Raw genomic sequence first — 24,437 nt, 5'->3', positions numbered from 1 at the left:
GATGGCAAGAGATCTTAGTTTGACTCGAAATATTGGTATTGCAGCACACATTGATGCTGGTAAAACTACCACTACCGAGCGTATCCTGTATTACACAGGCGTAAGTCACAAAATAGGAGAGGTACACGATGGTGCCGCTACTATGGACTGGATGGAGCAAGAGCAAGAAAGAGGTATTACAATTACTTCTGCTGCTACTACTGTATTCTGGCCTTATAAAGACAATAAATATCATATCAATATCATTGATACTCCTGGTCACGTAGATTTTACCGTAGAGGTAAACAGATCATTAAGGGTATTAGATGGTTTGGTTTTCTTGTTTAGTGCAGTTGACGGTGTAGAGCCTCAGTCTGAAACTAACTGGAGACTAGCAGATAACTACAAAGTAGCTCGTTTAGGTTTTGTCAACAAAATGGACAGAGCTGGAGCTGATTTCCTAATGGTATGTAACCAGGTAAAAGAAAGATTGGGCACTAAGTCTGTTCCTTTCCAATTGCCAATTGGTGCAGAAGAAGGATTCAAAGGAGTAGTTGATTTGGTAGAAAGAAAAGCCATGATCTGGAACGAAGCAGACATGGGTATGACTTTCGAAGAAATCGATATCCCTGCGGATATGGTTGACGATGTGGATCAGTATAGAGAAGAGTTGTTGGAGGCAGTAGCCGAATACGATGAGTCTCTCATGGAGAAATACTTCGAAGATCCTAATTCGATCACTAAAGAAGAAATTATTGCGGCATCTAGAAAGGCAACTATAGACATGGCTTTTGTGCCAATGTTCTGTGGGTCTGCCTTTAAGAATAAAGGAGTTCAGACCATGTTGGATTATGTAATGGAATTGCTTCCTTCACCTCTTGATAGAGAAGGTATCGAAGGAACTAATCCAGACACAGAGGAGCCAACTTTGAGAAAGCCTTCTGCTGACGAACCATTTGCAGCATTAGCATTTAAAATTGCAACTGACCCATTCGTAGGTCGTTTGTGTTTTGCAAGATCATATTCGGGTACTTTGGATTCTGGTTCTTATGTGTTCAACACAAGAACAATGAAAAAGGAAAGAATTTCTAGAATCTTCCAAATGCATGCTAATAAGCAGAATCAGATTAATCAATTCCATGCTGGTGATATTGCTGCAGTAGTAGGATTTAAGGATATCAAAACTGGAGATACTCTTTGTGACGAAAAGCACAAAATAGTTCTTGAGTCTATGGATTTCCCTGATCCGGTAATTGGATACGCTATTGAGCCTAAAACTCAAGCAGACGTAGACAAGTTGGGTATGGCAATTGCTAAGTTGGTAGAGGAAGATCCTACTTTGGTAGTAAACACTGATCATGAAACTGGTCAAACTATCTTGAGAGGTATGGGTGAGCTTCACTTGGATATTATTATTGATCGTCTAAAAAGAGAATTTAAGGTTGAAATCAACCAAGGTGCTCCAGAAGTAGCTTACAAAGAAGCTATTCAGACATTAGTAGATCATAAAGAAGTTTACAAAAAGCAATCAGGTGGTAAAGGTAAATTTGCCGATATCGTTTTTGAATTGTCTCCAGTAGATGAGGATTTTGATAAAACTGGATTGCAGTTTGATAATAAAATTGTAGGTGGTGTAATTCCAAAAGAATTCATTCCTTCAATTGAAAAAGGATTTAAAGCTGCCATGGACAATGGTCCTTTGGCTGGATATCCTTTGGATAGCATGAAAGTGAAATTGTATCATGGTTCTTTCCACGATGTGGATTCGGATGCACTTTCGTTTGAATTAGCTGCTAAAATTGGATTCAAAGAAGCTGCTAAAAAAGCGAGTCCAGTATTACTAGAACCTATTATGGGTGTTGAAGTTGTTACGCCAGATGAATATACGGGTAACGTAACAGGTGACTTGAACAGACGTAGAGGTTTGATGAAAGGAATGGACGTAAAAGGAAATTCTCAAGTTGTGAAAGCTGACGTACCATTGTCTGAGTTATTTGGTTATATCACTGACCTTAGAACCATGACTTCTGGTAGAGCGACTGCTTCATTGACATTCTCACACTACGATCCAGTTCCTAAGAACATCGCAGAGGGAGTAATTAAAAAGGTAAAAGGCGAGGCCGTTTAAAGCATATTAGTTATGAATCAGAAAATTAGAATTAAACTAAAATCTTACGACCATAATTTGGTAGATAAGTCTTCTGAGAAGATCGTAAGAGCGGTAAAATCTACTGGTGCTGTAGTGAGCGGACCTATTCCTCTTCCTACAGTAAAGGAAAAATTTACTGTATTGAAGTCACCCCACGTAAACAAGAAAGCTCGTGAGCAATTCCAGCTTTGTACTTATAAGAGATTGGTAGATATCTTCTCTAACAGTGCAAAAACTGTAGATGCATTGATGAAGCTTGAATTGCCGAGTGGTGTAGATGTAGAGATTAAGGTCTAATAATTAGACTTTGAAAATATGAGAACCACGTGTAAGCGTGGTTCTTTTTTTGTGCCTTACGGAATTGTTACTTTTTTGTTTAGGAATTGTTTGACTGCAATTTATAAATTGCTATCTTTGCACTCCTTTTCCGAATAAGTGGACGAAAAGGCGAAATTTATTAAAGAAATTTAATACTGAAATGTCAGGTATAATAGGAAAAAAAATTGGGATGACTAGCATCTTTGGGGCCGATGGACGAAATGTCGCATGCACATTGATAGAAGCTGGTCCTTGCGTTGTAACGCAAGTTAAGAACGAAGACACTGACGGGTATACAGCTGTACAGCTTGGTTACGGTGAGCGTAAAGAAAAGCGTACGACTAAAGCCTTGAAAGGTCATTTCGCGAAAGCGAAAACTACTCCTAAGCAACACTTAGTGGAATTTAGAGATTTCCGAGTTGAGTTTGATGGAGGTGTAGAACTTGGACAAGAACTAAGTGTAGCAGATATTTTCCAAGAGGAAGATTTCGTAGATGTAATTGCCAATTCAAAAGGTAAAGGTTTTCAAGGTGTAGTTAAAAGACACAACTTCGGTGGTGTTGGACAAGCTACTCACGGTCAGCACAACAGACTGAGAGCACCTGGATCTATTGGCGGAGCATCTTATCCTGCAAGAGTATTCAAAGGAATGAGAATGGCTGGTCGCACTGGTAATGACAGAGTCAAAGTCACTAATCTTCAAGTAATGAAGATTATTCCTGAGAAAAATCTGATTTTGGTTAGTGGGTCTATACCAGGACCTAAAAATGGAACTGTAATTCTAGAGAAATAGTCATGAAAGTATCCGTAGTAAATAGAAACGGTGAGGATACCGGGAGAAAAGTTGATTTGGCTAAGGACGTTTTTGGCATCGAGCCAAACGATCATGCTATCTATTTAGATGTAAAGCAATTCCTAGCGAATCAGAGACAAGGTACTCACAAGTCGAAAGAAAGAGCAGAGATCTCTGGATCGACTAGAAAAATAAAGAAACAAAAAGGTACTGGTACCGCACGTGCGGGTAGTATCAAGTCGCCTTTGTTCAGAGGTGGAGGAAGAGTTTTTGGTCCAGAACCAAGAGACTATTCATTCAAGCTTAACAAGAAATTGAAAACTTTGGCTAGAAAGTCAGCTTTGACTTACAAAGCGACTGGCAAAAGTATTTCAGTTTTGGAAGATCTAAGCTTCGAAGCGCCAAAGACGAAGGAATACCAAAACTTATTGACAAGTCTTTCTTTAAATAATAAGAAGACGTTGCTAGTATTAGCTGAAGACAATAAGAACGTTGTGTTGTCGTCAAACAACCTTCAAAAAACTAAAGTAACAACAGCAGAACAGATCAATACTTATGATCTTTTGAATGCTGACAATTTGATACTTTGTGAAGGTTCAATTGAAAAGATTCAGAACTTATTAAATAAATAAGAAGATGAGTATACTAAGAAAACCACTAGTTACCGAGAAAGTATCTGCGCTTAATGAGAGTGGAAAATATGGCTTTATAGTTGATCAAGATGCTAATAAAGTTGAGATCAAAAAGGCAGTAGAGAAAACCTACGGAGTAACGGTTGAGAAAGTAAACACAATGGTTTACCAGGGCAACGCAAAAACTAAGTACACTAAATCGAAAGTAGTAAGCGGAAGAACTTCAGCTTATAAGAAAGCAATCGTGCAAGTGGCCGAAGGAGATATAATTGATTTTTACGGAGGAGTATAAATAGTTAGAAAATGGCTGTAAGAAAATTAAAACCGATGACGCCGGGTACCAGATATAGGGTCGCACCTGTATTTGATGAGATCACTAGCTCTACTCCGGAAAAATCTTTGACCAAAGCTGTTCACAGAAATGGTGGACGAAACAATTCTGGTAGAATGACGATCAGGAATGTAGGCGGTGGTCATAAAAGAAAATATAGAGCAATAGACTTTAAAAGAGATAAGTTCGGAATTCCGGCTACTGTGAAGACTATTGAGTATGATCCCATGAGAACTGCAAGAATTGCTTTGTTATTCTATGCGGATGGTGAAAAGAGATACATCATTGCTCCTGAAGGAGTAAAGGTTGGGGATACTTTGGTATCTGGACCAGGTGTGGCACCAGAAGTAGGTAACACACTTTACTTGTCTGACATTCCTTTAGGTACAATCATTCACAACGTGGAGTTGAAGCCTGGCAAAGGAGCATCTATGGCAAGAAGTGCTGGAGCATATGTGCAATTGATGGCGAGAGAAGGTAAATACGCAACAGTGAAATTGCCTTCTGGAGAAATGAGATTAGTACTTGTGACTTGTCTTGCTACTATTGGAACCGTATCAAACGGTGACCACATGAATGTAAGATTAGGAAAAGCTGGTCGAAACAGATGGTTAGGAAGAAGACCTAGAGTAAGAGGTGTAGCAATGAACCCTGTCGATCACCCAATGGGAGGTGGAGAAGGTAAATCGTCTGGAGGTCATCCAAGATCTCGTAACGGAATCTTTGCTAAAGGTCAAAAGACCAGAACGCCTAAGAAATATTCTAACAAGTTGATCATTGGTAAAAAGAAGAAATAAGCAATGGGAAGATCATTAAAAAAAGGACCTTATATAGATTTCAGACTTGAGAATAAAGTCGATGCCATGAGTGAATCAGGCAAGAAATCAGTGATCAAAACTTGGTCAAGACGGTCGATGATATCTCCGGATTTCGTAGGATACACTTTTGCAGTACACAATGGAAACAAATTTATTCCTGTGTTTGTGACAGAGAACATGGTTGGGCATAAGCTTGGCGAATTCTCTCCGACGAGAAATTTCAGAGGTCATATTAATAAAAAAGACAAAAGAAAATAATTAGCTGAACTATGGAAGCTGTAGCAAAACTAAAAAACGTACCTACCTCTCCTCGTAAGATGAGAGTGGTTGCTGATTTGGTAAGAGGCCAAAGAGTAAACCATGCATTAAACGTACTGAAGTTTGAGGCAAAGCAAGGTGCTGCTAGACTAGATAAATTATTATTATCTGCCATCTCTAATTGGGAAGCTAAAAACGAGGACGCGAAGCTTGAAGAAGCGGACCTATACGTGAAAGAAATTTTTGTGGATAGCGCAAGAATTTTGAAAAGGCTGAGACCTGCTCCGCAAGGAAGAGCGCACAGAATTAGAAAGAGATCTAATCACGTGACTTTGGTAGTGGATAGCCACAACGCAGAGAGCGCAGAAAAGAATACTGAAACTTCAGAAAACAAATAACCATGGGACAGAAGGTAAACCCTATAGGATTTAGATTAGGAATTGTTAAAGGTTGGGATTCCAACTGGTACGGAGGCAAAACCTTTCCTGACAAATTGGTAGAAGACACCAAAATCAGAAAGTATATCAAAGCCAGAATTCCTAAAGGAGGTATTTCTAAAATTGTTGTAGAAAGAACGATTAAAAGAATCACTTTGACTATTCACACGGCTAGACCAGGTGTTGTGATTGGTAAAGGAGGATCTGAAGTTGATAAAATTAAGGAAGAATTGAAAGCATTTACTGGAAAGGATTTGCAGATCAATATTTTCGAAATTAAAAGACCTGAATTGGATGCAGCATTGGTTGGTGAGTCTATTGCTCAGCAGTTGAAAGCTAGAATCTCTTACAGAAGAGCAATGAAGCAAGCCATCGCTTCTTCCATGCGAGTAGGAGCTCAAGGAATCAAAATCAAAGTAGCTGGCCGATTGGGTGGTGCTGAGATGGCGAGAACAGAGCAATACAAAGAAGGTAGAATTCCTTTGCATACTTTGAGAGCTGATATTGATTATGCGATTTCTGAAGCGCATACGATCTATGGTAAAATTGGTATCAAAGTATGGATCTTCAAAGGTGAAGTTTACGGAAAGAGAGACTTGTCTCCAAACGTAGGCATGAGCAATCAAGGAGGTGGCGGAGGAAACCGTGGCCCAAGAGGTGGCAACGAAGGTCCTAGAAGAAAAAGAAGACAATAATCCCTCTCTCTAGAGGAACAAAATATTTAACAGATGTTACAACCGAAAAGAACGAAGTTCAGGAAAAAACAAAAGGGTAGAGTCAAAGGACTTGCACAGCGAGGACATACTTTAGCCTTCGGTACTTTTGGAATTAAGTCCCTAGAGCCAGGTTGGATCACTAGTCGCCAAATTGAGGCTGCCAGGATTGCCATGACCAGAGCGATGAAGAGGGAAGGACAGGTTTGGATTAGAATATTTCCAGACAAACCTGTAACAAAGAAGCCTGCTGAGGTAAGGATGGGTAAAGGTAAAGGTGCTCCAGAATATTGGGTAGCAGTAGTAAAACCTGGAACTATCTTATTCGAAGCTGCTGGTGTGAGCAAAGAATTGGCTCAAGAAGCTTTGAGATTAGCGCAGCAGAAGTTGCCGCAAAGAACAAAGTTCGTTGTTAGAAGAGATTTTCAAGCACAAGGGTAATCCCTTTAAATAGAGGAAATTATGAAAAATTCTGAAATAAAAGGCTTATCGCTTGATGAATTGAAAGGCAAGCTTGTAGCTGAAAAAGAAAATTATGCAAAGTTAAAATTTGCACATGCTATCACTCCTATCGAAAATCCAATGAGATTGAAGGAAGCTAAGAAGTTGGTAGCAAGGTTAAGTACTGAAATCAGGGCTAAACAAATCGCCCAACAATAAGTTAGTTCGAGATGGAAGCCAGAAATTTAAGAAAAGAGCGTGTCGGAAAAGTAGTTAGCGACAAAATGTCGAAAACTATCACTGTAGAAGTGTTGCGTAAAGTAAAGCACCCGATGTACGGAAAATTCATGATCAAGACAAAGAAATTTGCAGCTCATGATGAGAATAATGATTGTGGTATCGGTGATACTGTAAAGATCATGGAAACAAGACCTTTGTCTAAGAACAAAAGGTGGAGATTGGTTGAAATAATTGAAAGAGCTAAATAAGAGATGGTACAACAAGAATCAAGACTTAGTGTAGCGGATAACAGTGGTGCTAAAGAAGTGCTTTGTATCCGTGTATTAGGAGGAACTGGTAAACGATATGCTTCTGTTGGTGACAAAATTGTTGTGACAGTTAAGTCTGCTATTTCTTCAAGTAATCTAAAAAAAGGTACTGTTTCTAAAGCAGTAGTTGTTAGAACGAAAAAAGAAGTTAGAAGAAAAGATGGGTCTTACATCAGATTCGAAGACAATGCTGCGGTATTGTTGGCAGAAAGTGGTGAGCCTAGAGGTACTCGTATCTTCGGCCCAGTGGCTAGAGAGCTTAGAGAAAAGCAGTTTATGAAAATTGTTTCATTGGCTCCAGAGGTGCTGTAATTTTATCATAGCGTAGAAAAAATTAGATCATGAAATTTCACATCAAAAAAGGAGACACCGTTAAAGTACTTTCAGGAAACTCGAAAGGAAAAACAGGAGCTGTTCTAGAGGTAATTCCTTCTAAATATAGAGCTATCGTAGAAGGCTTGAATATGGTGACTAAACACACCAAGCCGTCAGCTGAAAGTCCAGAAGGTGGCATCAAAAAAGTTGAGGCGTCAATTCATATGAGCAATTTAATGCTTGTAGATGCTGCAACAGGCGAAGCTACTAAAATTGGAAGAAAGCTAGACGAAAATGGCAAATTGCAAAGATTTTCAAAGAAAACAGGGGAGGTAATCAACAATGGCTAATCCAAGATTAAAAGAGATTTATGAGAAGGACGTAGTTCCTGCTCTTAAAGAAAAGTTCCAATATAAGTCTGTTATGATGGTACCTAAAATAGAGAAGATCTCTATCAATAAAGGTATCGGTGGAGCAGTATCTGACAAGAAATTGGTTGACGCTGGAGTTGAGGAATTAACTCAAATTACAGGACAGAAAGCTGTAGCTACTTTGGCTAAAACTTCTATCTCTAACTTTAAGTTGAGAGAAGGAATGCCAATTGGGGCAAGAGTAACATTGAGAGGAGACAAGATGTATGAATTCTTGGATCGTTTAATGACTGTAGCACTTCCAAGAGTAAGAGACTTTAGAGGTATTAAAGATAAAGGCTTTGATGGACGCGGAAATTACACTTTAGGTGTAAAAGAGCAAATCATCTTCCCTGAAATTAGTATTGATAAAATCAATAAAATTTCTGGTATGGATATCACGTTCGTGACATCAGCCCAGACCGACGAAGAAAGTTATGAACTACTTAAGGCATTTGGAATGCCTTTCGTAAAGAAAAATAATAATTGATATGGCAAGAGAAGCAATAAAAGCCAGAGAAAGAAAGAGAGAAAAGTTGGTAGCTAAGTATGCCGCTAAAAGAGCTGAACTAAAAGCAGCTGGCGACTATGATGCATTAGACAAACTTCCTCGAAACTCATCTAAAGTTAGACTTCACAACAGATGTAAGCTTACAGGCAGACCTAAAGGATACATGAGAAAGTTCGGTATTTCTAGGGTTACATTCAGAGAGATGGCTAGCGATGGAAAAATTCCAGGTGTTACTAAAGCAAGCTGGTAAAAAGAGTTTTTAAAATATAAAATATTAACTAACTTTGCACCCCCGTAAAGAAATGGGGGTTAAAAGTATACTGTAATGACAGATCCGATAGCAGATTATTTAACAAGATTGAGGAATGCCATCAAGGCAAATCATCGAATCGTAGAGGTTCCTGCTTCTAACATGAAGAAGGAGCTTACTAAAGTGTTGAAAGACAAAGGGTTCATTAAGAATTTTAAATTCGATGAAGATGGTGTCCAGGGGAAAATCAGAATTGCATTGAAATACAATCCAGAGACGAAAGAATCTGCAATTGTAAGCTTAGAAAGGGTAAGTAAGCCAGGTCTAAGAAAATATGCTAAGTCTGACGCATTACCCAGGGTATTGAACGGTCTTGGAGTAGCCATTTTGTCTACATCCAAAGGCGTTATTACTGACAAAGAAGCCAGACAGCACAATGTGGGCGGCGAAGTATTGTGTTACGTTTATTAATTAGAATAAGATGTCAAGAATAGGAAAAAAGCCGATTACTATACCATCTGGCGTTGAAGTAAACATCAACGGTGGATCAGTTACAGTAAAAGGATCAAAAGGAACTTTGGCAAGAGAGATTGATACAGATTTTACTCTTGCTCTAGAAGATGGTGTTCTGTCTGTACAGAGACCAACCGATCAAAAAAGACATAAAGCACTTCATGGTCTTTACCGTTCTCTGTTGAACAATATGGTAGAAGGCGTGAGTGAAGGGTACAAAAAAGAATTGGAATTGGTAGGTGTAGGTTATAAAGCCTCTACTCAAGGTCAAATTCTTGAATTGAACTTGGGATATTCACACAATATCTTCATGGAAATTCCTAAAGAAGTTAAAGCTTCAGCTGAAACTCAAAAAGGAAAGAATCCAATTGTTACTTTGGAGTCTGCGGACAAAGAATTGATCGGAGAGGTTAGTGCTAAAATCAGATCCCTAAGAAAAATCGAACCTTACAAAGGAAAAGGTATCAGATTTGTTGGTGAAATTATTAGAAGAAAAGCTGGTAAAACTGCTGCTAAATAATAAGAGACATGGCAATTACTAAAGAACAAAGAAGGCTAAGAATTAGAAGAGGTATCAGAAATAAGATTACTGGTACAGCCGAAAGACCAAGATTGTCTGTCTTTAAAAGTAACAAGGACATATATGTTCAATTGATTGATGATGTAAATGGTCATACTTTGACTTCTACTTCGTCTGCTGAACTAGGGAAAGCAAATATTAATATTGAAATTTCTAAGGAAGTAGGTAAGAAGTTAGCTGAAAAGGCTGCAGGATCAGGTATCTCATCTGTAGTATTTGATAGAGGTGGTTACCCTTATCATGGTAAAGTAAAAGCTTTAGCAGAAGGAGCTAGAGAAGGAGGCCTTAAATTTTAATTGAATTATGTCTAAGCAAAATATAAAAGCAATCAAAGCAAGCGAAATTGAACTTCAAGAGAAAGTAGTTGCTATAAAAAGAGTTGCTAAAGTAGTAAAGGGTGGTAGAAGATTTAGTTTCTCTGCTATCGTTGTTGTGGGTGACGGAAATGGTGTAGTAGGTTATGGATTGGGTAAAGCCAATGAAGTAACTGACTCTATCACAAAAGGAATCGACGACGCAAAGAAAAATTTGGTAAGAGTGCCTGTATTTAAAGGAACTGTACCTCACGATGCAATTGGTAAGTTTGGTGGAGGACATGTATTGTTAAAGCCAGCTTCAACGGGTACTGGTGTAATAGCTGGTGGTGCGATGCGTGCAGTATTAGAGAGTGCAGGTGTACATGATGTACTTGCAAAATCTAAAGGTTCTTCAAACCCTCATAATGTAGTGAAAGCTACTTTTGATGCTTTGAGTCAAATGAGAGATCCTTATGCAGTAGCTCGTCAAAGAGGAGTTGAATTGTCAAAAGTATTTAACGGATAATAAAATGGCCAAAGTAATTATTACTCAAAAGAGAAGCGTCATAAAAAGACCTAACAACCAAAAGCTTACAATTAAAGCTTTGGGATTAGGTAAGATCAACAGATCTGTTGAAAAAGAATTGACCCCACAGATTGAAGGAATGATCAGAAAGATCAGCCATTTGGTATCTGTAGAGAATAAATAATTTTAGAACTATTCTGAAATCATAGAAAGATGAAATTAAATACATTACAACCTGCTGAAGGGTCGATTAAATCTGACAAGAGAATTGGTAGAGGTCAAGGATCTGGAAGAGGTGGGACATCTACAAGAGGTCACAAAGGTGCTAAATCTAGATCTGGTTATTCTAGAAAAAGTGGTTTTGAAGGAGGTCAAATGCCTTTATACAAACGTGTGCCTAAGTTTGGTTTTACCAGCCCGAATAGAGTTGAGACTAAGCCAATCAATTTAGATACGCTTCAGACATTAGCTGAGAAAACAAAAGCTACTACTATCACTGTGGATACTTTGGTAGAGAATGGTTTAGCAGCTAAAAACGACATAGTTAAAGTATTAGGTAGAGGTGAGCTTAAAGCTAAATTGGACATTACTGTTCATTACTTCTCTAAAACCGCTATCGCTGCAATTGAAAAAGCAGGGGGCAAAGCAACAGCATTGTAATCTATGAAGAAGTTTTTTAGTACCATACGGAACATATTTACCATTGAAGATCTAAGGGTCAGAATACTGAATACAGTCGGTTTTTTAATCATCTTTAGACTGGGTTCTTTTGTTGTTCTTCCTGGTATAGATCCTTCTAAATTAGATGACAACGTTGCAGGTATATTAGGTATATTAGATACCATGCTAGGAGGCGCATTTAGCAATGCGTCTATCTTTGGCTTAGGGATCATGCCTTATATCTCAGCTTCCATTGTTATCCAGCTATTAACTATGGCTGTTCCTTATTTTCAGAAATTACAGAAAGAAGGAGACAGTGGTAGAAAGAAAATCAATCAAATTACAAGAGTACTGACTATTGCGATCACTTTCGCTCAGGGTAGTGCTTATCTAGCAGGAGCTATTCCTGCAGATGCGATTGTATTAGAAAATAAATTTTTGTTCACACTTTCTTCATTAACCATCCTTACAGCAGGTACAATCTTCTGTATGTGGTTGGGTGAAAGAATTACTGACAAAGGAATTGGTAACGGTATCTCCATGTTGATCATGATAGGTATCATTTCTAGATTCCCTGGTAGTTTGATGCAGGAAGCAGTGACTAGAGGAATGAGCGAAGCGCTTTTCTTCTTGCTTGAAATCTTAGCATTGTTCTTCGTAGTGATGGCAGTGGTATTGTTGACTCAGGCAGTAAGAAGAATCCCCGTACAATATGCCAAGCAAGTGGTTGGTAATAAGGTATACGGAGGTCAAAGACAGTACATTCCTTTGAAAGTGAATTCAGCTGGCGTTATGCCAATCATTTTTGCACAGTCGTTGATGTTCTTGCCATCTATGGTAGGAGGATACTTCGCTGAGTCAAGTGATGTAGCACAATATGTGGCAACTACATTCTCCAATTTCCAATCTTGGGAATACAATTTGACATTTGCAATCATGATCATGTTGTTTACTTTCTTTTATACAGCCATCTCGGTTAATCCAAACCAGATTGCTGATGACATGAAAAGAAACGGAGGTTTCATTCCAGGTGTTAAGCCAGGGAAGGCGACTTCTGAATTTATTGATACCGTATTAACAAGAGTAACATTCCCAGGATCTTTATTCCTTGCAGTGGTGGCTATCATGCCAGCATTTGCTCAAATGGCTGGCGTTAATACAAACTTTGCTCAGTTTTTTGGAGGAACATCATTACTGATTATGGTTGGTGTGATACTAGATACCCTTCAGCAAATTGAGAGTTACTTATTGATGAGACACTACGAAGGCATGATGAAGTCTGGTAAGTTGAAGGGTAGATCTCAAAATATAGCAGTAGCATAATTTTAAAACAAGAATGGCAAAACAGGCTTCAATAGAACAAGACGGAACAATTAAGGAAGCGTTGTCTAACGCAATGTTTCGAGTAGAATTGGAAAATGGGCACGAAGTAATCGCTCATATCTCTGGAAAGATGAGAATGCACTACATTAAAATCTTACCAGGCGATAAAGTGAAAATGGAAATGTCTCCTTACGACTTGTCTAAAGGAAGAATTGTTTATCGTTATAAATAAAAATCGCTGATATGTCCCGATCTGATTGGGATGTGTAGGTTTAAATAGTAGAAAAATGAAAGTTAAAGCATCCGTAAAAAAGAGAAGCGCAGACTGCAAAGTCATCCGCCGAAACGGTAAAGTTTACGTAATCAACAAGAAGAACCCTAGGTTCAAGCAAAGACAAGGATAATTATGGCTAGAATTGCAGGAGTAGATATTCCAGGAAACAAAAGAGGTGAGATTGCACTTACCTATATTTTTGGTTTGGGTCGTAGTTCGGCACAAAAGATTTTGTCTGAAGCAGGCATAGACTGGAGCAAGAAAGTTGATGATTGGAGTGATGATGAAGCGGGTGCAGTAAGAACGCTTATCAGCGAAAACTTCAAAGTAGAAGGTGTACTGAAGTCTGAGGTTCAATTGAACATCAAGCGATTGCTAGACATTGGTTGTTACCGAGGATTGAGACATAGAAAAAGTCTTCCAGTTAGAGGTCAGCATACTAAGAACAATGCAAGAACTAGAAAAGGTAAAAGAAAGACTGTTGCCAACAAAAAGAAGGCTACTAAATAATTATTGACGATGGCACAAAAAAGAAAAGATAAAGGAAGAAAAAGAGTTGTTGTAGTTGAGCCGATAGGCCAAGTGCACATCAAGGCTTCGTTTAACAACATCATTATTTCAATGACCAATTTGACTGGTCAGGTAGTGTCTTGGGCATCTGCAGGTAAAATGGGATTCAAAGGTTCTAAAAAGAACACTCCATATGCAGCTCAGGTAGCAGCTCAGGATTGCGCGCAAGCCGCTTACGATCAGGGCTTGAGAAAAGTAGAGGTTTTTGTAAAAGGACCGGGTGCGGGTAGAGAGTCTGCCATTAGAACAATCCAAAATGTAGGTATCGAAGTAACAATGATTAAAGATGTTACTCCACTTCCTCACAACGGATGTCGACCACCTAAGAGAAGAAGAGTTTAATAATATTATAGAATTAATATAAAATGGCAAGATATACCGGACCCAAGACGAAAATAGCTAGAAGGTTTAACGACCCTATCTTCGGCCCAGACAAGACTTTGCAAAAAAAGGCGTATCCTCCGGGACAGCATGGCCGTGGCAGAAGAAGAAAACCTTCTGAATATGCCATCCAGCTTGCTGAAAAGCAAAAAGCTAAGTACACGTACGGATTGCTTGAAAAGCAATTCTCAAACTTGTTCGAAAAAGCTTCTAAAAAAGGTGGTATTACTGGTGAAGTATTACTTCAACTATTGGAATCAAGATTGGATAACGTAGTATTCAGACTAGGACTTGCTCCTACGAGAAGTGCGGCCAGACAACTTGTATTGCACAAGCACGTAATGGTGAATGGCGAATTGGTAAACATTCCATCGTTTTCACTAAAAATAGGAGATTTGGTTGCTGTGAGAGAGAAGTCAAAATCACTTCAGTCGATTACTGAGAGTTTGTCAAGAGGAGTAGTAAGCAAATATCCATGGTTGGAATGGGATTCTAGCCAGTTGACGGGTAAATTAGCTGTATTGCCAACTAGGGAAGAAATTCCTGAAACTGTCAAAGAGCAATTGATCGTTGAATTGTACTCTAAATAATAAATTTCCATAAATTTTATATTAAAGAATTAACTATGTCAATACTAGCATTTCAAATGCCTGAAAAGGTGGTGATGGAGAAGGCTGATGACTTTCATGGCTTATTTACTTTTAAACCATTAGAGCAAGGCTACGGAGTTACCGTCGGTAATGCATTGAGAAGAATTTTATTGTCTTCACTAGAGGGATATGCCATTACTGGTATCAAAGTTCCTGGAGTATTGCATGAGTTTTCTACAATGGAAGGTATTGTAGAAGATTTGTCAGAAATAATTTTGAACCTCAAAATGGTGAGATTCAAGAAAATTGCTGATGTAGCTGAGAGCAAAATTGTTGTTAGCATATCAGGACAAAAAGAATTCAAGGGTAGCGATATTGGTGGAGCTACTTCAGCTTTTGAAGTATTGAATCCAGATCACGTGATCGCTCACTTAGACGAAAAAGTGAAATTCGAAATAGAACTAACTATTGAGAAAGGTAGAGGTTATGTGACTGCTGAGGATAACAAACCGGCTGAGCAAATCTTCGGATTTATTCCGATTGATGCGATTTTTACTCCTATCAAGAATGTTAAATATTCTGTAGAGAATACAAGAGTAGAGCAAAAGACTGACTATGAGCAATTGATATTGGACATAGAAACAGACGGTTCTATTCACCCAGAGAATGCTTTAAAAGGTGCAGCGAACATTTTGATCCAGCACTTTATGTTGTTCTCAGATCAGACGATGATTCTCGATACGCATGATGCGGGCGAGCCAGAGGCTGTGGATGAGGAATTACTACACATGAGAAAATTGCTTAAGACTAATCTTAACGATCTAGATCTTTCAGTAAGAGCTTACAACTGTTTGAAAGCTGCTGACGTGAGATCATTAGGTGACTTGGTAAGATTGGAGATTTCGGACATGATGAAGTTTAGAAACTTCGGTAAGAAGTCTTTGGCTGAGTTGGAGCAATTGGTAGCAGACAAGAACCTTACTTTTGGCATGGATTTGTCAAAGTATAAATTAGACGAAGAGTAAAATGAGACACGGGAAGAAATTTAATCATTTGAGCAGAACAGCATCGCACAGAAGTGCAATGTTGTCCAATATGGCTTCTTCTTTGATTTTGCATAAAAGAATTACTACTACTGTAGCTAAAGCAAAAGCTTTGAGAAAATATGTTGAGCCTTTGATCACTAGAGCAAAGGACGATACTACACACTCTCGAAGAGTAGCTTTCTCTTACTTGCAAAACAAAGAATCTGTAACGACCCTTTTCGGTGAAGTAGCGGAAAAAGTGGCTAGCAGACCGGGAGGATATACTAGAATCTTGAAAACAGGTGCTAGATTAGGTGACAATGCTGAAATGTGCATCATGGAGTTGGTTGATTACAACGAATTGATGTTGAAAGATGCAGCACCAGCTAAAGCTAAGACTAGAAGAAGTAGAAGAAGCAAAGGAAGCGCTGAAAAAGCGGCTCCAGCTGTAGAAGCTACTGAAGCAGTAGTAGAAGAGGCTAAAGTGGAAGAAGCTCCAGCTGCTGAGGCTACTGAAGAAGTAAAAGCTGAAGCTGCTCCAGAAGCACCAGAAGCGGATACTAAAGAAGAGTCTGCTGATGATTCTGAAAAGAAAGAAGAGAAGGAATAAGTGATATTGTTCCATTAAAATATAAGCCATCTCGATTAGTTTCGGGATGGCTTTTTTTATGTCTAAAAATTCATAAAATTTGCGCTGATTTTAGCCCAGAGTTTGCACCAAACGAAATATGAAAATACAGGAAAAGAAGAAAGCTTATTTATTACTGGCAGACGGCCAATGTTTTGAAGGTTCATCGATTGGAAGCGAAGGCACAACGGGTGGCGAAATCTGCTTCAATACAGGCATGACAGGTTATCAGGAAGTATATACCGATCCTTCTTATTATGGACAGATTGTAGTCAATACCAATTCCCACATTGGTAACTATGGAGCCGTAAACAGAGAAGAAGAATCTGACGGGCCTAAAATCAAAGGGCTTGTGATCAATGACTTCTCGGATATTCATAGTAGATATCAGGCTGATTATACATTGGATGAATACCTAAAAAAGCATAACATCGTAGGAATTTCGGACTTGGACACCAGAAAGGTGGTAAAGAGCATCCGAAGCGAAGGGGCAATGAACGCCATCATTTCCTCTGATATTACTGAAATAGATAAACTGAAAGCAGAGTTAGCGAAAGTGCCAAGCATGGATCATTTGGAGCTAGCGACAAAGGTGAGTACCAAAGAACCTTATATGCTTGGAGATGAAAATGCAGCCTATAAAGTCGCAGTACTGGACATAGGCGTTAAAAAATCGATCCTTACTAACATGACAGATCGTGGCTGTCAGTGCAAGGTGTTTCCTGCAGAGACTCCTTTTGAAGAATTGAAAGCCTATAACCCGGATGGTTACTTTTTGTCTAACGGGCCTGGTGATCCAGCTGAAATGGGATATGCCATTGAAACTGTAAAGCAGATCATGAAAGAGGATAAACCTTTGTTTGGTATTTGTTTAGGACATCAGGTGATTGCATTGGCCAATGGAGCCACCACTTTCAAAATGCACCACGGACATAGAGGATTAAATCACCCTGTAAAGAATTTAATTACTGGTAGAAGTGAAGTGACTTCACAAAACCACGGATTTGCTGTAGACAGAGATTCTGTTGAGCAATCCGACAACTTAGAATTGACACACATTAACTTGAATGATAATACAGTAGCTGGTATTCGTGTAAAAGGCAGACCTGCCTTTTCAGTGCAGCATCACCCAGAGGCTTCTCCTGGACCACACGATTCGAGATACTTGTTCGATGACTTCATTCAATTAATTAATAAACACAAGAAAAAATGAGTTTGATAGAAAGTGTATTTGCTAGACAAATACTTGATTCAAGAGGAAACCCAACCATTGAGGTAGATGTAGTTACTGAAAGTGGCGTATTGGGTAGAGCGGCGGTTCCATCAGGAGCTTCTACGGGTGTAAACGAAGCTGTAGAATTAAGAGACGGCGACAAAGGCAAATACCTGGGAAAAGGGGTGTTGAAGGCTGTAGACAATGTAAACGATATCATTCAGGAAGAATTGATCGGGTTGTCTGTATTTGATCAAAAGTATATCGATCAGTTGATGATTCAATTAGACGGTACAGAGACTAAATCTAAGCTAGGCGCTAACGCCATCTTAGGTGTTTCTCTAGCCGTAGCAAGAGCAGCAGCTGAAGAGCTTGGCTTGCCATTATTCAGATACATCGGTGGTACGAACGCACACACGTTGCCAGTACCAATGATGAACATCATCAACGGTGGGTCTCACTCTGATGCGACGATCGCATTCCAGGAGTTTATGATCCGTCCAGTAGGAGCAGAGACTTTCTCTGAAGCGATGAGAATGGGTGCGGAGACTTTCCACGCCTTAAAGAAAATTTTGCATGACAAAGGATTGAGTACAGCAGTAGGTGATGAAGGAGGATTTGCTCCAGCATTTACTGGTGGTACGGAAGAAGCTTTGGAAAGCGTATTGAGCGCAGTGAAAGCGGCTGGATATGAGCCAGGCAAAGACATCACTATTGCACTAGACTGCGCGTCTTCTGAATTCTTTGTAGACGGTAAGTATGACTACGCTAAGTTTGAAGGGCCAAATGGCAAGAAGAGAAACATGGAAGAGCAAGTAGCTTACTTGGCTGAGTTGGTGGATAAATATCCTATCGATTCTATCGAAGATGGTTGTGCGGAAGAAGATTGGGCTGCTTGGGCATTGTTGACTGAGAAAATCGGTGACAAGTGTCAACTAGTAGGGGATGATCTTTTCGTAACTAATGTGAAATTCTTACAAAGAGGAATCAACGAAAAGTCGGCCAACTCTATCTTGATCAAAGTAAACCAAATCGGTACTTTGTCTGAGACATTAGATGCGATCGAATTGGCTCACAAAGCAGGCTTTACCGCTGTGATTTCTCACAGATCAGGGGAGACTGAGGATTCGACTATTGCAGACATCGCAGTGGCTACGAACGCTGGTCAGATCAAAACTGGATCTTTGTCTAGATCTGATAGAATGGCGAAGTACAACCAACTATTGAGAATCGAAGAAGAGCTAGGCGAAACCGCAAGTTTCCCACAGGCTAAGTAATATATTCAACCCGTCATTACCTGGTTTATCTAGGTAATCTGCTGGAGTAACATCAGAAACCGCAGGGAATTGTCCTTGCGGTTTTTTGTTTTGGGATATTTAAGTGCTGTTAAAATTTTGAAAATTCTTATATTTAGCTCCCTTGTGAATAACACTCTATGAACGGATTTCTGAAATATTTTCTACCACTTTTCCTAATATTCTCTCCTAGAATTGTCCCTGCGATATATCCCTCAATGAATCAATTGGTATATCATATTTTTATTGCAGTTGGATATGTTTATTACCTCCAATTGGGAACTAGTAATTCCAAATTAGTTTATCCAATAGGAGTGTTTTTCGGTACGTCCTCTATACTAATAGGACTTGTTCTTACGGAATTGATTACATGGAATGGTGTTGATTATATTGTATTTCTTTGTTCTATTATTGGATGTTTATTTTATACTTATCGATATTGGAAGAAGACAAATAAGTATGATTTTCTTGAAGTAATTAAACTGTTAGCTGTATTTCAGTTAACAGTAATTTATTGTATCAATTGGACTAATATTCCAACAGCGCAATTCATTCTAGCATTAGTTTATTTTGTAGCAAGATTTAATCAAATAGAAAACATCGGAAATATGACACGAAATGTAGTATCTGGGTTCTTAATTTTAGTTTGTGTGTTTTTTGTTGTCTTTGCAACTATTAAGGCTAACGAAGCTGAAAAGCAAACAATGTTGATGAATATGAGTAATAATCTGAACAAAGAAAAACTTAAAGAACTATCAAAACAGATTGACAATTTGACTAAAGAAACTGCAACACTTAAAATTGATTTAAGAAAGTGTCAATCTCAGGATTAATCCCCTCTGGAGCGCTTTCCAAAGCGTGACAAATGTATTTGCGCTTGGAAGTAATTTCTTTTAACTTGAATGTTATCGACTTTAATGAGGATTAGAGCTTTAATTAGTGAACTATATTATAACTGTTATGGAAAAAGATAAAAGTTTTGATACACTATCTCAAGCAATAAATGCACTTACAAAGGATGGCTATGAAGAAGGTTTTACGGCGGGAGATGAAAAAATTATAGGAAGTATTTCAAAAAAGGAATACGTACCAACAGATCTGAAAATTGTTAGTACGTATCGATTTGAAGGTATGACGAATCCTCAAGATGAAACTATAGTATTTGCAATAGAAGCCATCGACGGTAGAAAAGGCACTTTAGTGATGTCATATAGTGCTGAACACAACCAAAATGTGGAGCTTATTAAGGAAATCCCTCAAGCGAAAAATTGAAAGCCGAATCCTCAGCCCTTGTTGGTCTTGTGACCAGCAAGCTTCCAATGTCAGTGACTGAACTGAAAACAACTCCACCAAAGCCGAAAGCACCTCGTCATATCGACCAAAGGGAGATATCCCCATATTCTTTCGCTGAAGCTTCAACATATGCGATCGGTAAGGTAATCCGCAGGGGACTTCTCACTATTGTTCGAAGTGACTCCGTATTACTCATTCTGCTCCCTTCCCTTCCGCTTAAACAATTGCTTGCCTTTAGCCAATAAAGAAGATCTGCCACCAAGAAGAAACTCATTCACCACTTCAGCCAATTCGATGCATCTGAGGTACCCAAATGACTTGTGGGCGTTGTCTGTCTTCCATTCTTTGTAGTTGTTCTCTACGAATTTGCCAATGGGTTTCACGCCACGAACATTTTCTACATAGTAGTCCGCCAGATTGTAGTGGGCACCGATATTGTCTTCTTTGTCGCAGAAGCTGTACCAATTTTCTACTCCTTCAGGAGTAGGAGGGAATGCTTCTTCATCTTCTACGAAAGGTAGATGATGGTCTTTCATAATGTTCTCCCTGATCAATGGGAGTCCCATGGGTGATCCCATAGCTATGAAGTATTTTACTTTCACTCGATGCTTGAGTGATAATAATACATCGTAAGCAATGATAGAGCCCATCGAGTGCGCGACGAGTAAGATGTCTTTCCTTTTGTTCTTGAGTAGTAATTTTATCAGTCGGCTTCTCACTTTATTTCTAAAGTAATCCTCAAACATTTGCTCGTTTTTTGGAATATCTTCATTGTAGTAGGTATCCAGATCTTTAAATCCAATTTTAAGGATCGCATCAAATGGACGCCTGAACTTGTTTAGTCCTAATTTGCTAAGAAAAACGATTTCCTTGATGTACTGAATCAAATTCTTGAAGATTTGAAGAAGGCCTTTTTTGGTCTTCACCTTCAATTGCTTTTCAGAAATGTAAGGTTCGTCGATATGCAAAGGGTCATCTGGGTCTTTAGCATTCAAACTCAAGGGAGTTGGGTAAAGTAAATCTGCCCAATACAGCATTTTAAAATCGAATTTTGTTGGGCTTTTCTCAATCTTCATTAAGCCTTCTTCAATAGATCTCCGCCACCAGTGGGTCAATAACTTCTCAGGTGGTTTATTACTTAGGCCATGAATACCGATGATGAGGGTTCTCCGTTTTCTAGTGAAGATATTTATGAGCAATGATTTCTGAGCCATATTTTGACACGTCTGTAAATGAATTTTAACGCGTCACTAAATTAAGATATTATAATGAGGTCATCTCAAAAAAATGTCATTTCGAACGAGCCGACCATAAGGGAGGAGAAGAGAGAAATCTTATTGAACTTAAGTGTCGTAAATGATCGCAATAAGATTTCTCCTTTGTCGAAATGACAATCAATTTTATTTAACCAGCCTTCTCAATCCAGCCTTGCACATCTTCAAGACTAGGATTTTTCACATCCTTCAACTTAAGCTTTTTACGAGTGCCACACACGTCATTGAATAACTTGCTGTCTTTGGCTTCTACAAATTGCTCTTTGGTCACCATGCCTAGTTTTTGAAGAATTGGGATCAATTCTTTGGCCACACCTAATTCTTCATACTGACCAGAAGTCAACGCTTCGATTTTCTTCTCAGGCTTCATCTGAGGAAAAAACAATACATCTTGAATGGAATTAGAATTGGTCATCATCATGGTCAGACGATCAATACCTACTCCCAACCCAGCCGTTGGAGGCATGCCATATTCCAAGGCTCTCAAGAAATCTTCGTCTAGTACCATGGCTTCATCATCACCACGTTTACCAAGTTCCAATTGCTCTTCGAATCTTTTTCTCTGATCAATCGGATCGTTTAACTCTGAGAAAGCGTTGCAGATCTCTTTGCCATTAGCAACGGCCTCGAACCTTTCAACTAACCCTGGCTTACTCTTGTGCTTTTTAGCCAAAGGAGACATTTCTACCGGATAATCCGTAATGAAAGTTGGTTGGATCAATTGACCTTCACATTTCTCCCCGAAGATTTCGTCAATCAATTTAGCCTTACCCATCGACTCATCAGTCGGTACGTCGAGCTTCTTAGCAGTGGCTCTCAACTCGGCTTCTCCCATTTCAGAGATGTCTACACCAGTGAAATGTTCGATCGCTTCAAACATCGTGTATCGTTTCCATGGTCTTTGGAAGTTGATCACGTTCTCACCTACTTGCACTTCGGTAGTGCCGTGCAAGTCCATGGCTACTTTCTCTACCATGGCCTCAGTCAAGTCCATCATCCATTCGTAGTCTTTATAAGCTACGTAAAGCTCCACTTGCGTGAATTCTGGATTGTGAAAACGTGACATACCTTCGTTTCTAAAGTCTTTAGAGAATTCAAAAACTCCGTCGTATCCGCCTACAATCAATCGTTTGAGATACAATTCATTGGCGATACGCAAGTACAAGGTCATATCAAGCGTATTGTGGTGCGTCTTGAACGGTCGAGCAGCAGCTCCTCCGTACAAGGGTTGTAGGATAGGAGTTTCTACCTCTAAGTACCCTTTTTCTGCGAGAAAATTTCTCATCGAATTCACCAGCTGAGTACGTTTCACGAAAGTATCTCTTACTTCTGGGTTTACGATTAAGTCTACATATCGCTGGCGATATCTCAACTCAGGATCAGTGAAGGCATCATAAGTTTTCATGTTGCCTTCCTCGTCTTTGGCTTCTTTTACGATAGGAAGCGGCTTCAATGATTTGGTTAATAATTTCAATTCGGTGACATGAATAGAAATTTCTCCAACTTCTGTAGTAAATACATATCCTTTGATGCCGATAATGTCGCCAATGTCCATCATCTTTTTGAAGACATTGTTGTAATGGCTTTTGTCTTCATCAGGGCAGATGTCATCTCTTCTCAGGTAGATCTGGATTCTACCTGTTGAGTCTTGTATTTCGGCAAAAGAAGCGGATCCCATGATTCTTCTGGACATCAAACGTCCTGCGATAGAAATAGCCTTATAGTCCGTCTTTCGTTTTTCGTAGTTTTCGTGAATGTCTTTAGTGGTCACGTTCACTTCAAAAGTGTCGGATGGATAAGGGTCAATGCCAGATTCGATCAATTTTTCTCTGATCTGGCGTCTGTTAATTTCCTGTTCGCTTAGAATCATTTTGTAATTTTTTAGAAGCCGCAAAATTAAAGTAAAATAGACGATTGGTGAAGGATTGACGTGGGATGTTTATTCAGAAATCGTTATCATTGATAAGAAAAACAACATTACTATGAGAAAAATCGATCAGCTACTTTCAGAATATGGTGAAAGCCATCAAAATCCTACTAATAAGTTCATTCACTGGATCTGTGTTCCAGTGATCTTTTGGAGTATTGTGGGGTTGTTTTGGTCTATTCCCAATGGTTTTTTGATTTCTGCATTCCCAAATGTGACGAGTCCATTTCTTAATTGGGCTACTATTGCTTTGGTAGTGGTACTACTCTATTACTTCACCCTTTCCTTTTGGTTGTTTGTAGGTATGGCAGTGGTTGTTATGGGCTTTTTATACCTTACCTTATTTGTAGAGCAGTTGGGAATAGCCCCAGTTTGGCAAGTTAGTGTTGCGGCTTTTGTTATTGCTTGGATAGGACAATTTTATGGACATAATGTAGAGGGTAAAAAACCTTCCTTTCTCAAAGATATCCAGTTTTTAATGATAGGCCCTGCGTGGTTGATGCATTTTATATACAAAAAAATAGGGTTGCCTTATTAAAGCTAACCCTGATTTTTAAACCGTAATTTGTAATTCTTAGTTACTGCCGCTCCACGGAGGAGTGATGCCGTTTACTCTTGTGTACGCAATAAGTTGACCCTTGTGCTCATAACTATGTGTAGCGATGATCATGATCAAAGAACGCTTCGTGAAAGTCCCAAATGGCAATGTCACCATGTCATTCATTTGCTCATCTTTTACACTGGCCACTGCAGCGGTAGAAAATGCATAAGCATCATTAATAGCTTTTAGTATTTCATCTTTGTTTGTGGTAGATTTTTCTAGATTCTTCGTGTCAAGCCCTTCTGGAAGTGGAGTGCCTAATGCACTTGATAAGTTGTAGGTCGATGCTGCGATGTGTAAAATCACTTCAGAAACACTTCTCACATCTTCCGCTGGTCTCCAAGTATACTTGTCCTGAGGAATTGCACCAATCAATTTGATTATCTGATCTTGACTATAACTCATGCTTCCTGCAAATTCTTGCTGGTAAGTGGTTGGTTGAGGGGCTTCCTGAGCTGTCGCTAAAAAAGGAGTAATCAATAGTATGTAAAGTAAATTTTTCATTGGTATATGTTTTAGTTCAGTAGTTGAAACGGTAATGGGTAATTGGAGTTAGGAATAAGGT

The 24,437-nt window shown here is 39.0% G+C and carries 38 protein-coding genes; 35 read left to right on the top strand and 3 right to left on the bottom strand.

Annotated elements, in window-relative coordinates:
* Window position 1: 1 nt before the first annotated feature.
* From fusA to ABJH98_RS02495, 34 genes are all read left to right on the top strand, one after another.
* Window positions 2–2,107, top strand: coding sequence for an elongation factor G (gene fusA / locus ABJH98_RS02660; RefSeq protein WP_348306074.1), 2,106 nt, complete (start codon window positions 2–4; stop codon window positions 2,105–2,107).
* Between the two features lie 12 nt (window positions 2,108–2,119).
* Complete coding sequence (gene rpsJ, locus ABJH98_RS02655) at window positions 2,120–2,425, top strand: 30S ribosomal protein S10 (protein ID WP_084373615.1); 306 nt, start codon at window positions 2,120–2,122, stop codon at window positions 2,423–2,425.
* 181 nt (window positions 2,426–2,606) lie between these two features.
* Window positions 2,607–3,239 (top strand): 50S ribosomal protein L3, encoded by a 633-nt coding sequence (gene rplC / locus ABJH98_RS02650; RefSeq protein WP_348306072.1) that lies wholly within the window; start codon window positions 2,607–2,609, stop codon window positions 3,237–3,239.
* 2 nt (window positions 3,240–3,241) lie between these two features.
* A complete protein-coding gene (gene rplD, locus ABJH98_RS02645; RefSeq protein WP_348306071.1) occupies window positions 3,242–3,871 on the top strand; it encodes a 50S ribosomal protein L4 in 630 nt (209 codons plus the stop codon).
* Between the two features lie 4 nt (window positions 3,872–3,875).
* Window positions 3,876–4,163: a 50S ribosomal protein L23 gene (gene rplW / locus ABJH98_RS02640; protein WP_348306070.1), complete on the top strand. Its 288-nt coding sequence runs from the start codon at window positions 3,876–3,878 to the stop codon at window positions 4,161–4,163.
* Window positions 4,164–4,174: 11 nt separating this feature from the next.
* Window positions 4,175–4,999: a 50S ribosomal protein L2 gene (gene rplB, locus ABJH98_RS02635; protein ID WP_348306069.1), complete on the top strand. Its 825-nt coding sequence runs from the start codon at window positions 4,175–4,177 to the stop codon at window positions 4,997–4,999.
* A 3-nt stretch (window positions 5,000–5,002) separates the two neighbouring features.
* A complete protein-coding gene (rpsS, locus tag ABJH98_RS02630; protein ID WP_348306067.1) occupies window positions 5,003–5,278 on the top strand; it encodes a 30S ribosomal protein S19 in 276 nt (91 codons plus the stop codon).
* 11 nt (window positions 5,279–5,289) lie between these two features.
* Window positions 5,290–5,676, top strand: coding sequence for a 50S ribosomal protein L22 (rplV, locus tag ABJH98_RS02625; RefSeq protein ID WP_348121475.1), 387 nt, complete (start codon window positions 5,290–5,292; stop codon window positions 5,674–5,676).
* A 2-nt stretch (window positions 5,677–5,678) separates the two neighbouring features.
* Window positions 5,679–6,410 (top strand): 30S ribosomal protein S3, encoded by a 732-nt coding sequence (rpsC, locus tag ABJH98_RS02620; RefSeq protein ID WP_348306065.1) that lies wholly within the window; start codon window positions 5,679–5,681, stop codon window positions 6,408–6,410.
* Window positions 6,411–6,443: 33 nt separating this feature from the next.
* Complete coding sequence (gene rplP / locus ABJH98_RS02615; protein WP_348306064.1) at window positions 6,444–6,869, top strand: 50S ribosomal protein L16; 426 nt, start codon at window positions 6,444–6,446, stop codon at window positions 6,867–6,869.
* Window positions 6,870–6,890: 21 nt separating this feature from the next.
* Window positions 6,891–7,088, top strand: a complete 198-nt coding sequence (gene rpmC, locus ABJH98_RS02610; protein WP_084374008.1) for a 50S ribosomal protein L29 — start codon at window positions 6,891–6,893, stop codon at window positions 7,086–7,088.
* 11 nt (window positions 7,089–7,099) lie between these two features.
* Window positions 7,100–7,357 carry a 30S ribosomal protein S17 gene (gene rpsQ / locus ABJH98_RS02605; protein ID WP_084373624.1) on the top strand — a complete coding sequence of 86 codons (258 nt, stop codon included), beginning with the start codon at window positions 7,100–7,102 and terminating at the stop codon, window positions 7,355–7,357.
* A gap of 3 nt (window positions 7,358–7,360) precedes the next feature.
* Window positions 7,361–7,729: a 50S ribosomal protein L14 gene (rplN, locus tag ABJH98_RS02600; protein WP_084373625.1), complete on the top strand. Its 369-nt coding sequence runs from the start codon at window positions 7,361–7,363 to the stop codon at window positions 7,727–7,729.
* 29 nt (window positions 7,730–7,758) lie between these two features.
* The gene (rplX, locus tag ABJH98_RS02595; RefSeq protein WP_348306063.1) at window positions 7,759–8,082 is read left to right on the top strand and encodes a 50S ribosomal protein L24; all 324 of its coding nucleotides are present in this window, start codon (window positions 7,759–7,761) and stop codon (window positions 8,080–8,082) included.
* A complete protein-coding gene (gene rplE, locus ABJH98_RS02590) occupies window positions 8,075–8,632 on the top strand; it encodes a 50S ribosomal protein L5 (protein ID WP_348306062.1) in 558 nt (185 codons plus the stop codon). Before rplX ends, rplE begins: the two co-directional genes overlap by 8 nt.
* A 1-nt stretch (window position 8,633) precedes the next feature.
* Complete coding sequence (rpsN, locus tag ABJH98_RS02585) at window positions 8,634–8,903, top strand: 30S ribosomal protein S14 (protein ID WP_348306061.1); 270 nt, start codon at window positions 8,634–8,636, stop codon at window positions 8,901–8,903.
* Window positions 8,904–8,978: 75 nt separating this feature from the next.
* Window positions 8,979–9,374 carry a 30S ribosomal protein S8 gene (gene rpsH / locus ABJH98_RS02580; RefSeq protein ID WP_084373629.1) on the top strand — a complete coding sequence of 132 codons (396 nt, stop codon included), beginning with the start codon at window positions 8,979–8,981 and terminating at the stop codon, window positions 9,372–9,374.
* A 10-nt stretch (window positions 9,375–9,384) separates the two neighbouring features.
* Complete coding sequence (gene rplF / locus ABJH98_RS02575) at window positions 9,385–9,936, top strand: 50S ribosomal protein L6 (RefSeq protein WP_348306060.1); 552 nt, start codon at window positions 9,385–9,387, stop codon at window positions 9,934–9,936.
* 8 nt (window positions 9,937–9,944) lie between these two features.
* On the top strand, window positions 9,945–10,292 hold the full coding sequence (gene rplR, locus ABJH98_RS02570; protein ID WP_348306059.1) for a 50S ribosomal protein L18: 348 nt from the start codon (window positions 9,945–9,947) through the stop codon (window positions 10,290–10,292).
* 7 nt (window positions 10,293–10,299) lie between these two features.
* The gene (rpsE, locus tag ABJH98_RS02565; RefSeq protein ID WP_348306058.1) at window positions 10,300–10,818 is read left to right on the top strand and encodes a 30S ribosomal protein S5; all 519 of its coding nucleotides are present in this window, start codon (window positions 10,300–10,302) and stop codon (window positions 10,816–10,818) included.
* A gap of 4 nt (window positions 10,819–10,822) precedes the next feature.
* Entirely contained in the window at window positions 10,823–11,002 is a 180-nt protein-coding gene (gene rpmD / locus ABJH98_RS02560; RefSeq protein WP_348306057.1) for a 50S ribosomal protein L30, read from the top strand.
* 29 nt (window positions 11,003–11,031) lie between these two features.
* Window positions 11,032–11,478, top strand: coding sequence for a 50S ribosomal protein L15 (gene rplO, locus ABJH98_RS02555; protein WP_348306056.1), 447 nt, complete (start codon window positions 11,032–11,034; stop codon window positions 11,476–11,478).
* Between the two features lie 3 nt (window positions 11,479–11,481).
* On the top strand, window positions 11,482–12,801 hold the full coding sequence (secY, locus tag ABJH98_RS02550; RefSeq protein WP_084373635.1) for a preprotein translocase subunit SecY: 1,320 nt from the start codon (window positions 11,482–11,484) through the stop codon (window positions 12,799–12,801).
* Window positions 12,802–12,814: 13 nt separating this feature from the next.
* Window positions 12,815–13,033: a translation initiation factor IF-1 gene (gene infA / locus ABJH98_RS02545; protein ID WP_073122829.1), complete on the top strand. Its 219-nt coding sequence runs from the start codon at window positions 12,815–12,817 to the stop codon at window positions 13,031–13,033.
* Window positions 13,034–13,088: 55 nt separating this feature from the next.
* Window positions 13,089–13,205: a type B 50S ribosomal protein L36 gene (gene ykgO / locus ABJH98_RS02540; protein ID WP_073122828.1), complete on the top strand. Its 117-nt coding sequence runs from the start codon at window positions 13,089–13,091 to the stop codon at window positions 13,203–13,205.
* Window positions 13,206–13,207: 2 nt separating this feature from the next.
* Window positions 13,208–13,585, top strand: a complete 378-nt coding sequence (gene rpsM, locus ABJH98_RS02535) for a 30S ribosomal protein S13 (protein ID WP_348306055.1) — start codon at window positions 13,208–13,210, stop codon at window positions 13,583–13,585.
* 9 nt (window positions 13,586–13,594) lie between these two features.
* Entirely contained in the window at window positions 13,595–13,987 is a 393-nt protein-coding gene (gene rpsK / locus ABJH98_RS02530; protein WP_263052902.1) for a 30S ribosomal protein S11, read from the top strand.
* Window positions 13,988–14,010: 23 nt separating this feature from the next.
* Entirely contained in the window at window positions 14,011–14,616 is a 606-nt protein-coding gene (rpsD, locus tag ABJH98_RS02525; protein ID WP_348306054.1) for a 30S ribosomal protein S4, read from the top strand.
* 35 nt (window positions 14,617–14,651) lie between these two features.
* A complete protein-coding gene (locus ABJH98_RS02520) occupies window positions 14,652–15,641 on the top strand; it encodes a DNA-directed RNA polymerase subunit alpha (protein ID WP_084373639.1) in 990 nt (329 codons plus the stop codon).
* 1 nt (window position 15,642) lies between these two features.
* Window positions 15,643–16,251 carry a 50S ribosomal protein L17 gene (gene rplQ, locus ABJH98_RS02515; RefSeq protein ID WP_348306052.1) on the top strand — a complete coding sequence of 203 codons (609 nt, stop codon included), beginning with the start codon at window positions 15,643–15,645 and terminating at the stop codon, window positions 16,249–16,251.
* A gap of 118 nt (window positions 16,252–16,369) precedes the next feature.
* Window positions 16,370–17,482 carry a glutamine-hydrolyzing carbamoyl-phosphate synthase small subunit gene (gene carA / locus ABJH98_RS02510; RefSeq protein ID WP_348306051.1) on the top strand — a complete coding sequence of 371 codons (1,113 nt, stop codon included), beginning with the start codon at window positions 16,370–16,372 and terminating at the stop codon, window positions 17,480–17,482.
* The gene (gene eno, locus ABJH98_RS02505; RefSeq protein ID WP_348306050.1) at window positions 17,479–18,759 is read left to right on the top strand and encodes a phosphopyruvate hydratase; all 1,281 of its coding nucleotides are present in this window, start codon (window positions 17,479–17,481) and stop codon (window positions 18,757–18,759) included. The genes carA and eno overlap by 4 nt, the downstream gene beginning before the upstream one ends.
* 236 nt (window positions 18,760–18,995) lie before the next feature.
* On the top strand, window positions 18,996–19,610 hold the full coding sequence (locus tag ABJH98_RS02500) for a hypothetical protein (protein ID WP_348306049.1): 615 nt from the start codon (window positions 18,996–18,998) through the stop codon (window positions 19,608–19,610).
* A gap of 127 nt (window positions 19,611–19,737) precedes the next feature.
* A complete protein-coding gene (locus tag ABJH98_RS02495; RefSeq protein WP_348306048.1) occupies window positions 19,738–20,049 on the top strand; it encodes a phosphoribosylpyrophosphate synthetase in 312 nt (103 codons plus the stop codon).
* Between the two features lie 209 nt (window positions 20,050–20,258).
* On the opposite strand, the gene ABJH98_RS02490 is transcribed toward ABJH98_RS02495, so the two are convergent.
* Window positions 20,259–21,284: a hypothetical protein gene (locus ABJH98_RS02490; protein WP_348306046.1), complete on the bottom strand. Its 1,026-nt coding sequence runs from the start codon at window positions 21,282–21,284 to the stop codon at window positions 20,259–20,261.
* Between the two features lie 190 nt (window positions 21,285–21,474).
* Window positions 21,475–23,214 carry a lysine--tRNA ligase gene (lysS, locus tag ABJH98_RS02485; RefSeq protein WP_348306045.1) on the bottom strand — a complete coding sequence of 580 codons (1,740 nt, stop codon included), beginning with the start codon at window positions 23,212–23,214 and terminating at the stop codon, window positions 21,475–21,477.
* A 112-nt stretch (window positions 23,215–23,326) separates the two neighbouring features.
* Here lysS and ABJH98_RS02480 point away from each other — a divergent pair, with 112 nt between their 5' ends.
* Window positions 23,327–23,809, top strand: coding sequence for an Mpo1-like protein (locus ABJH98_RS02480; protein WP_348306043.1), 483 nt, complete (start codon window positions 23,327–23,329; stop codon window positions 23,807–23,809).
* Between the two features lie 36 nt (window positions 23,810–23,845).
* On the opposite strand, the gene ABJH98_RS02475 is transcribed toward ABJH98_RS02480, so the two are convergent.
* Window positions 23,846–24,376: a DinB family protein gene (locus ABJH98_RS02475; RefSeq protein WP_348306042.1), complete on the bottom strand. Its 531-nt coding sequence runs from the start codon at window positions 24,374–24,376 to the stop codon at window positions 23,846–23,848.
* Window positions 24,377–24,437: the final 61 nt, after the last annotated feature.

Source organism: Reichenbachiella sp. (genome assembly GCF_039969095.1).
In the GTDB taxonomy this organism is placed as follows: Bacteria; Bacteroidota; Bacteroidia; order Cytophagales; family Cyclobacteriaceae; genus Reichenbachiella.
Note: the sequence above shows the minus strand (reverse complement) of the source record. Positions and strands in the feature narration are given on the sequence as shown.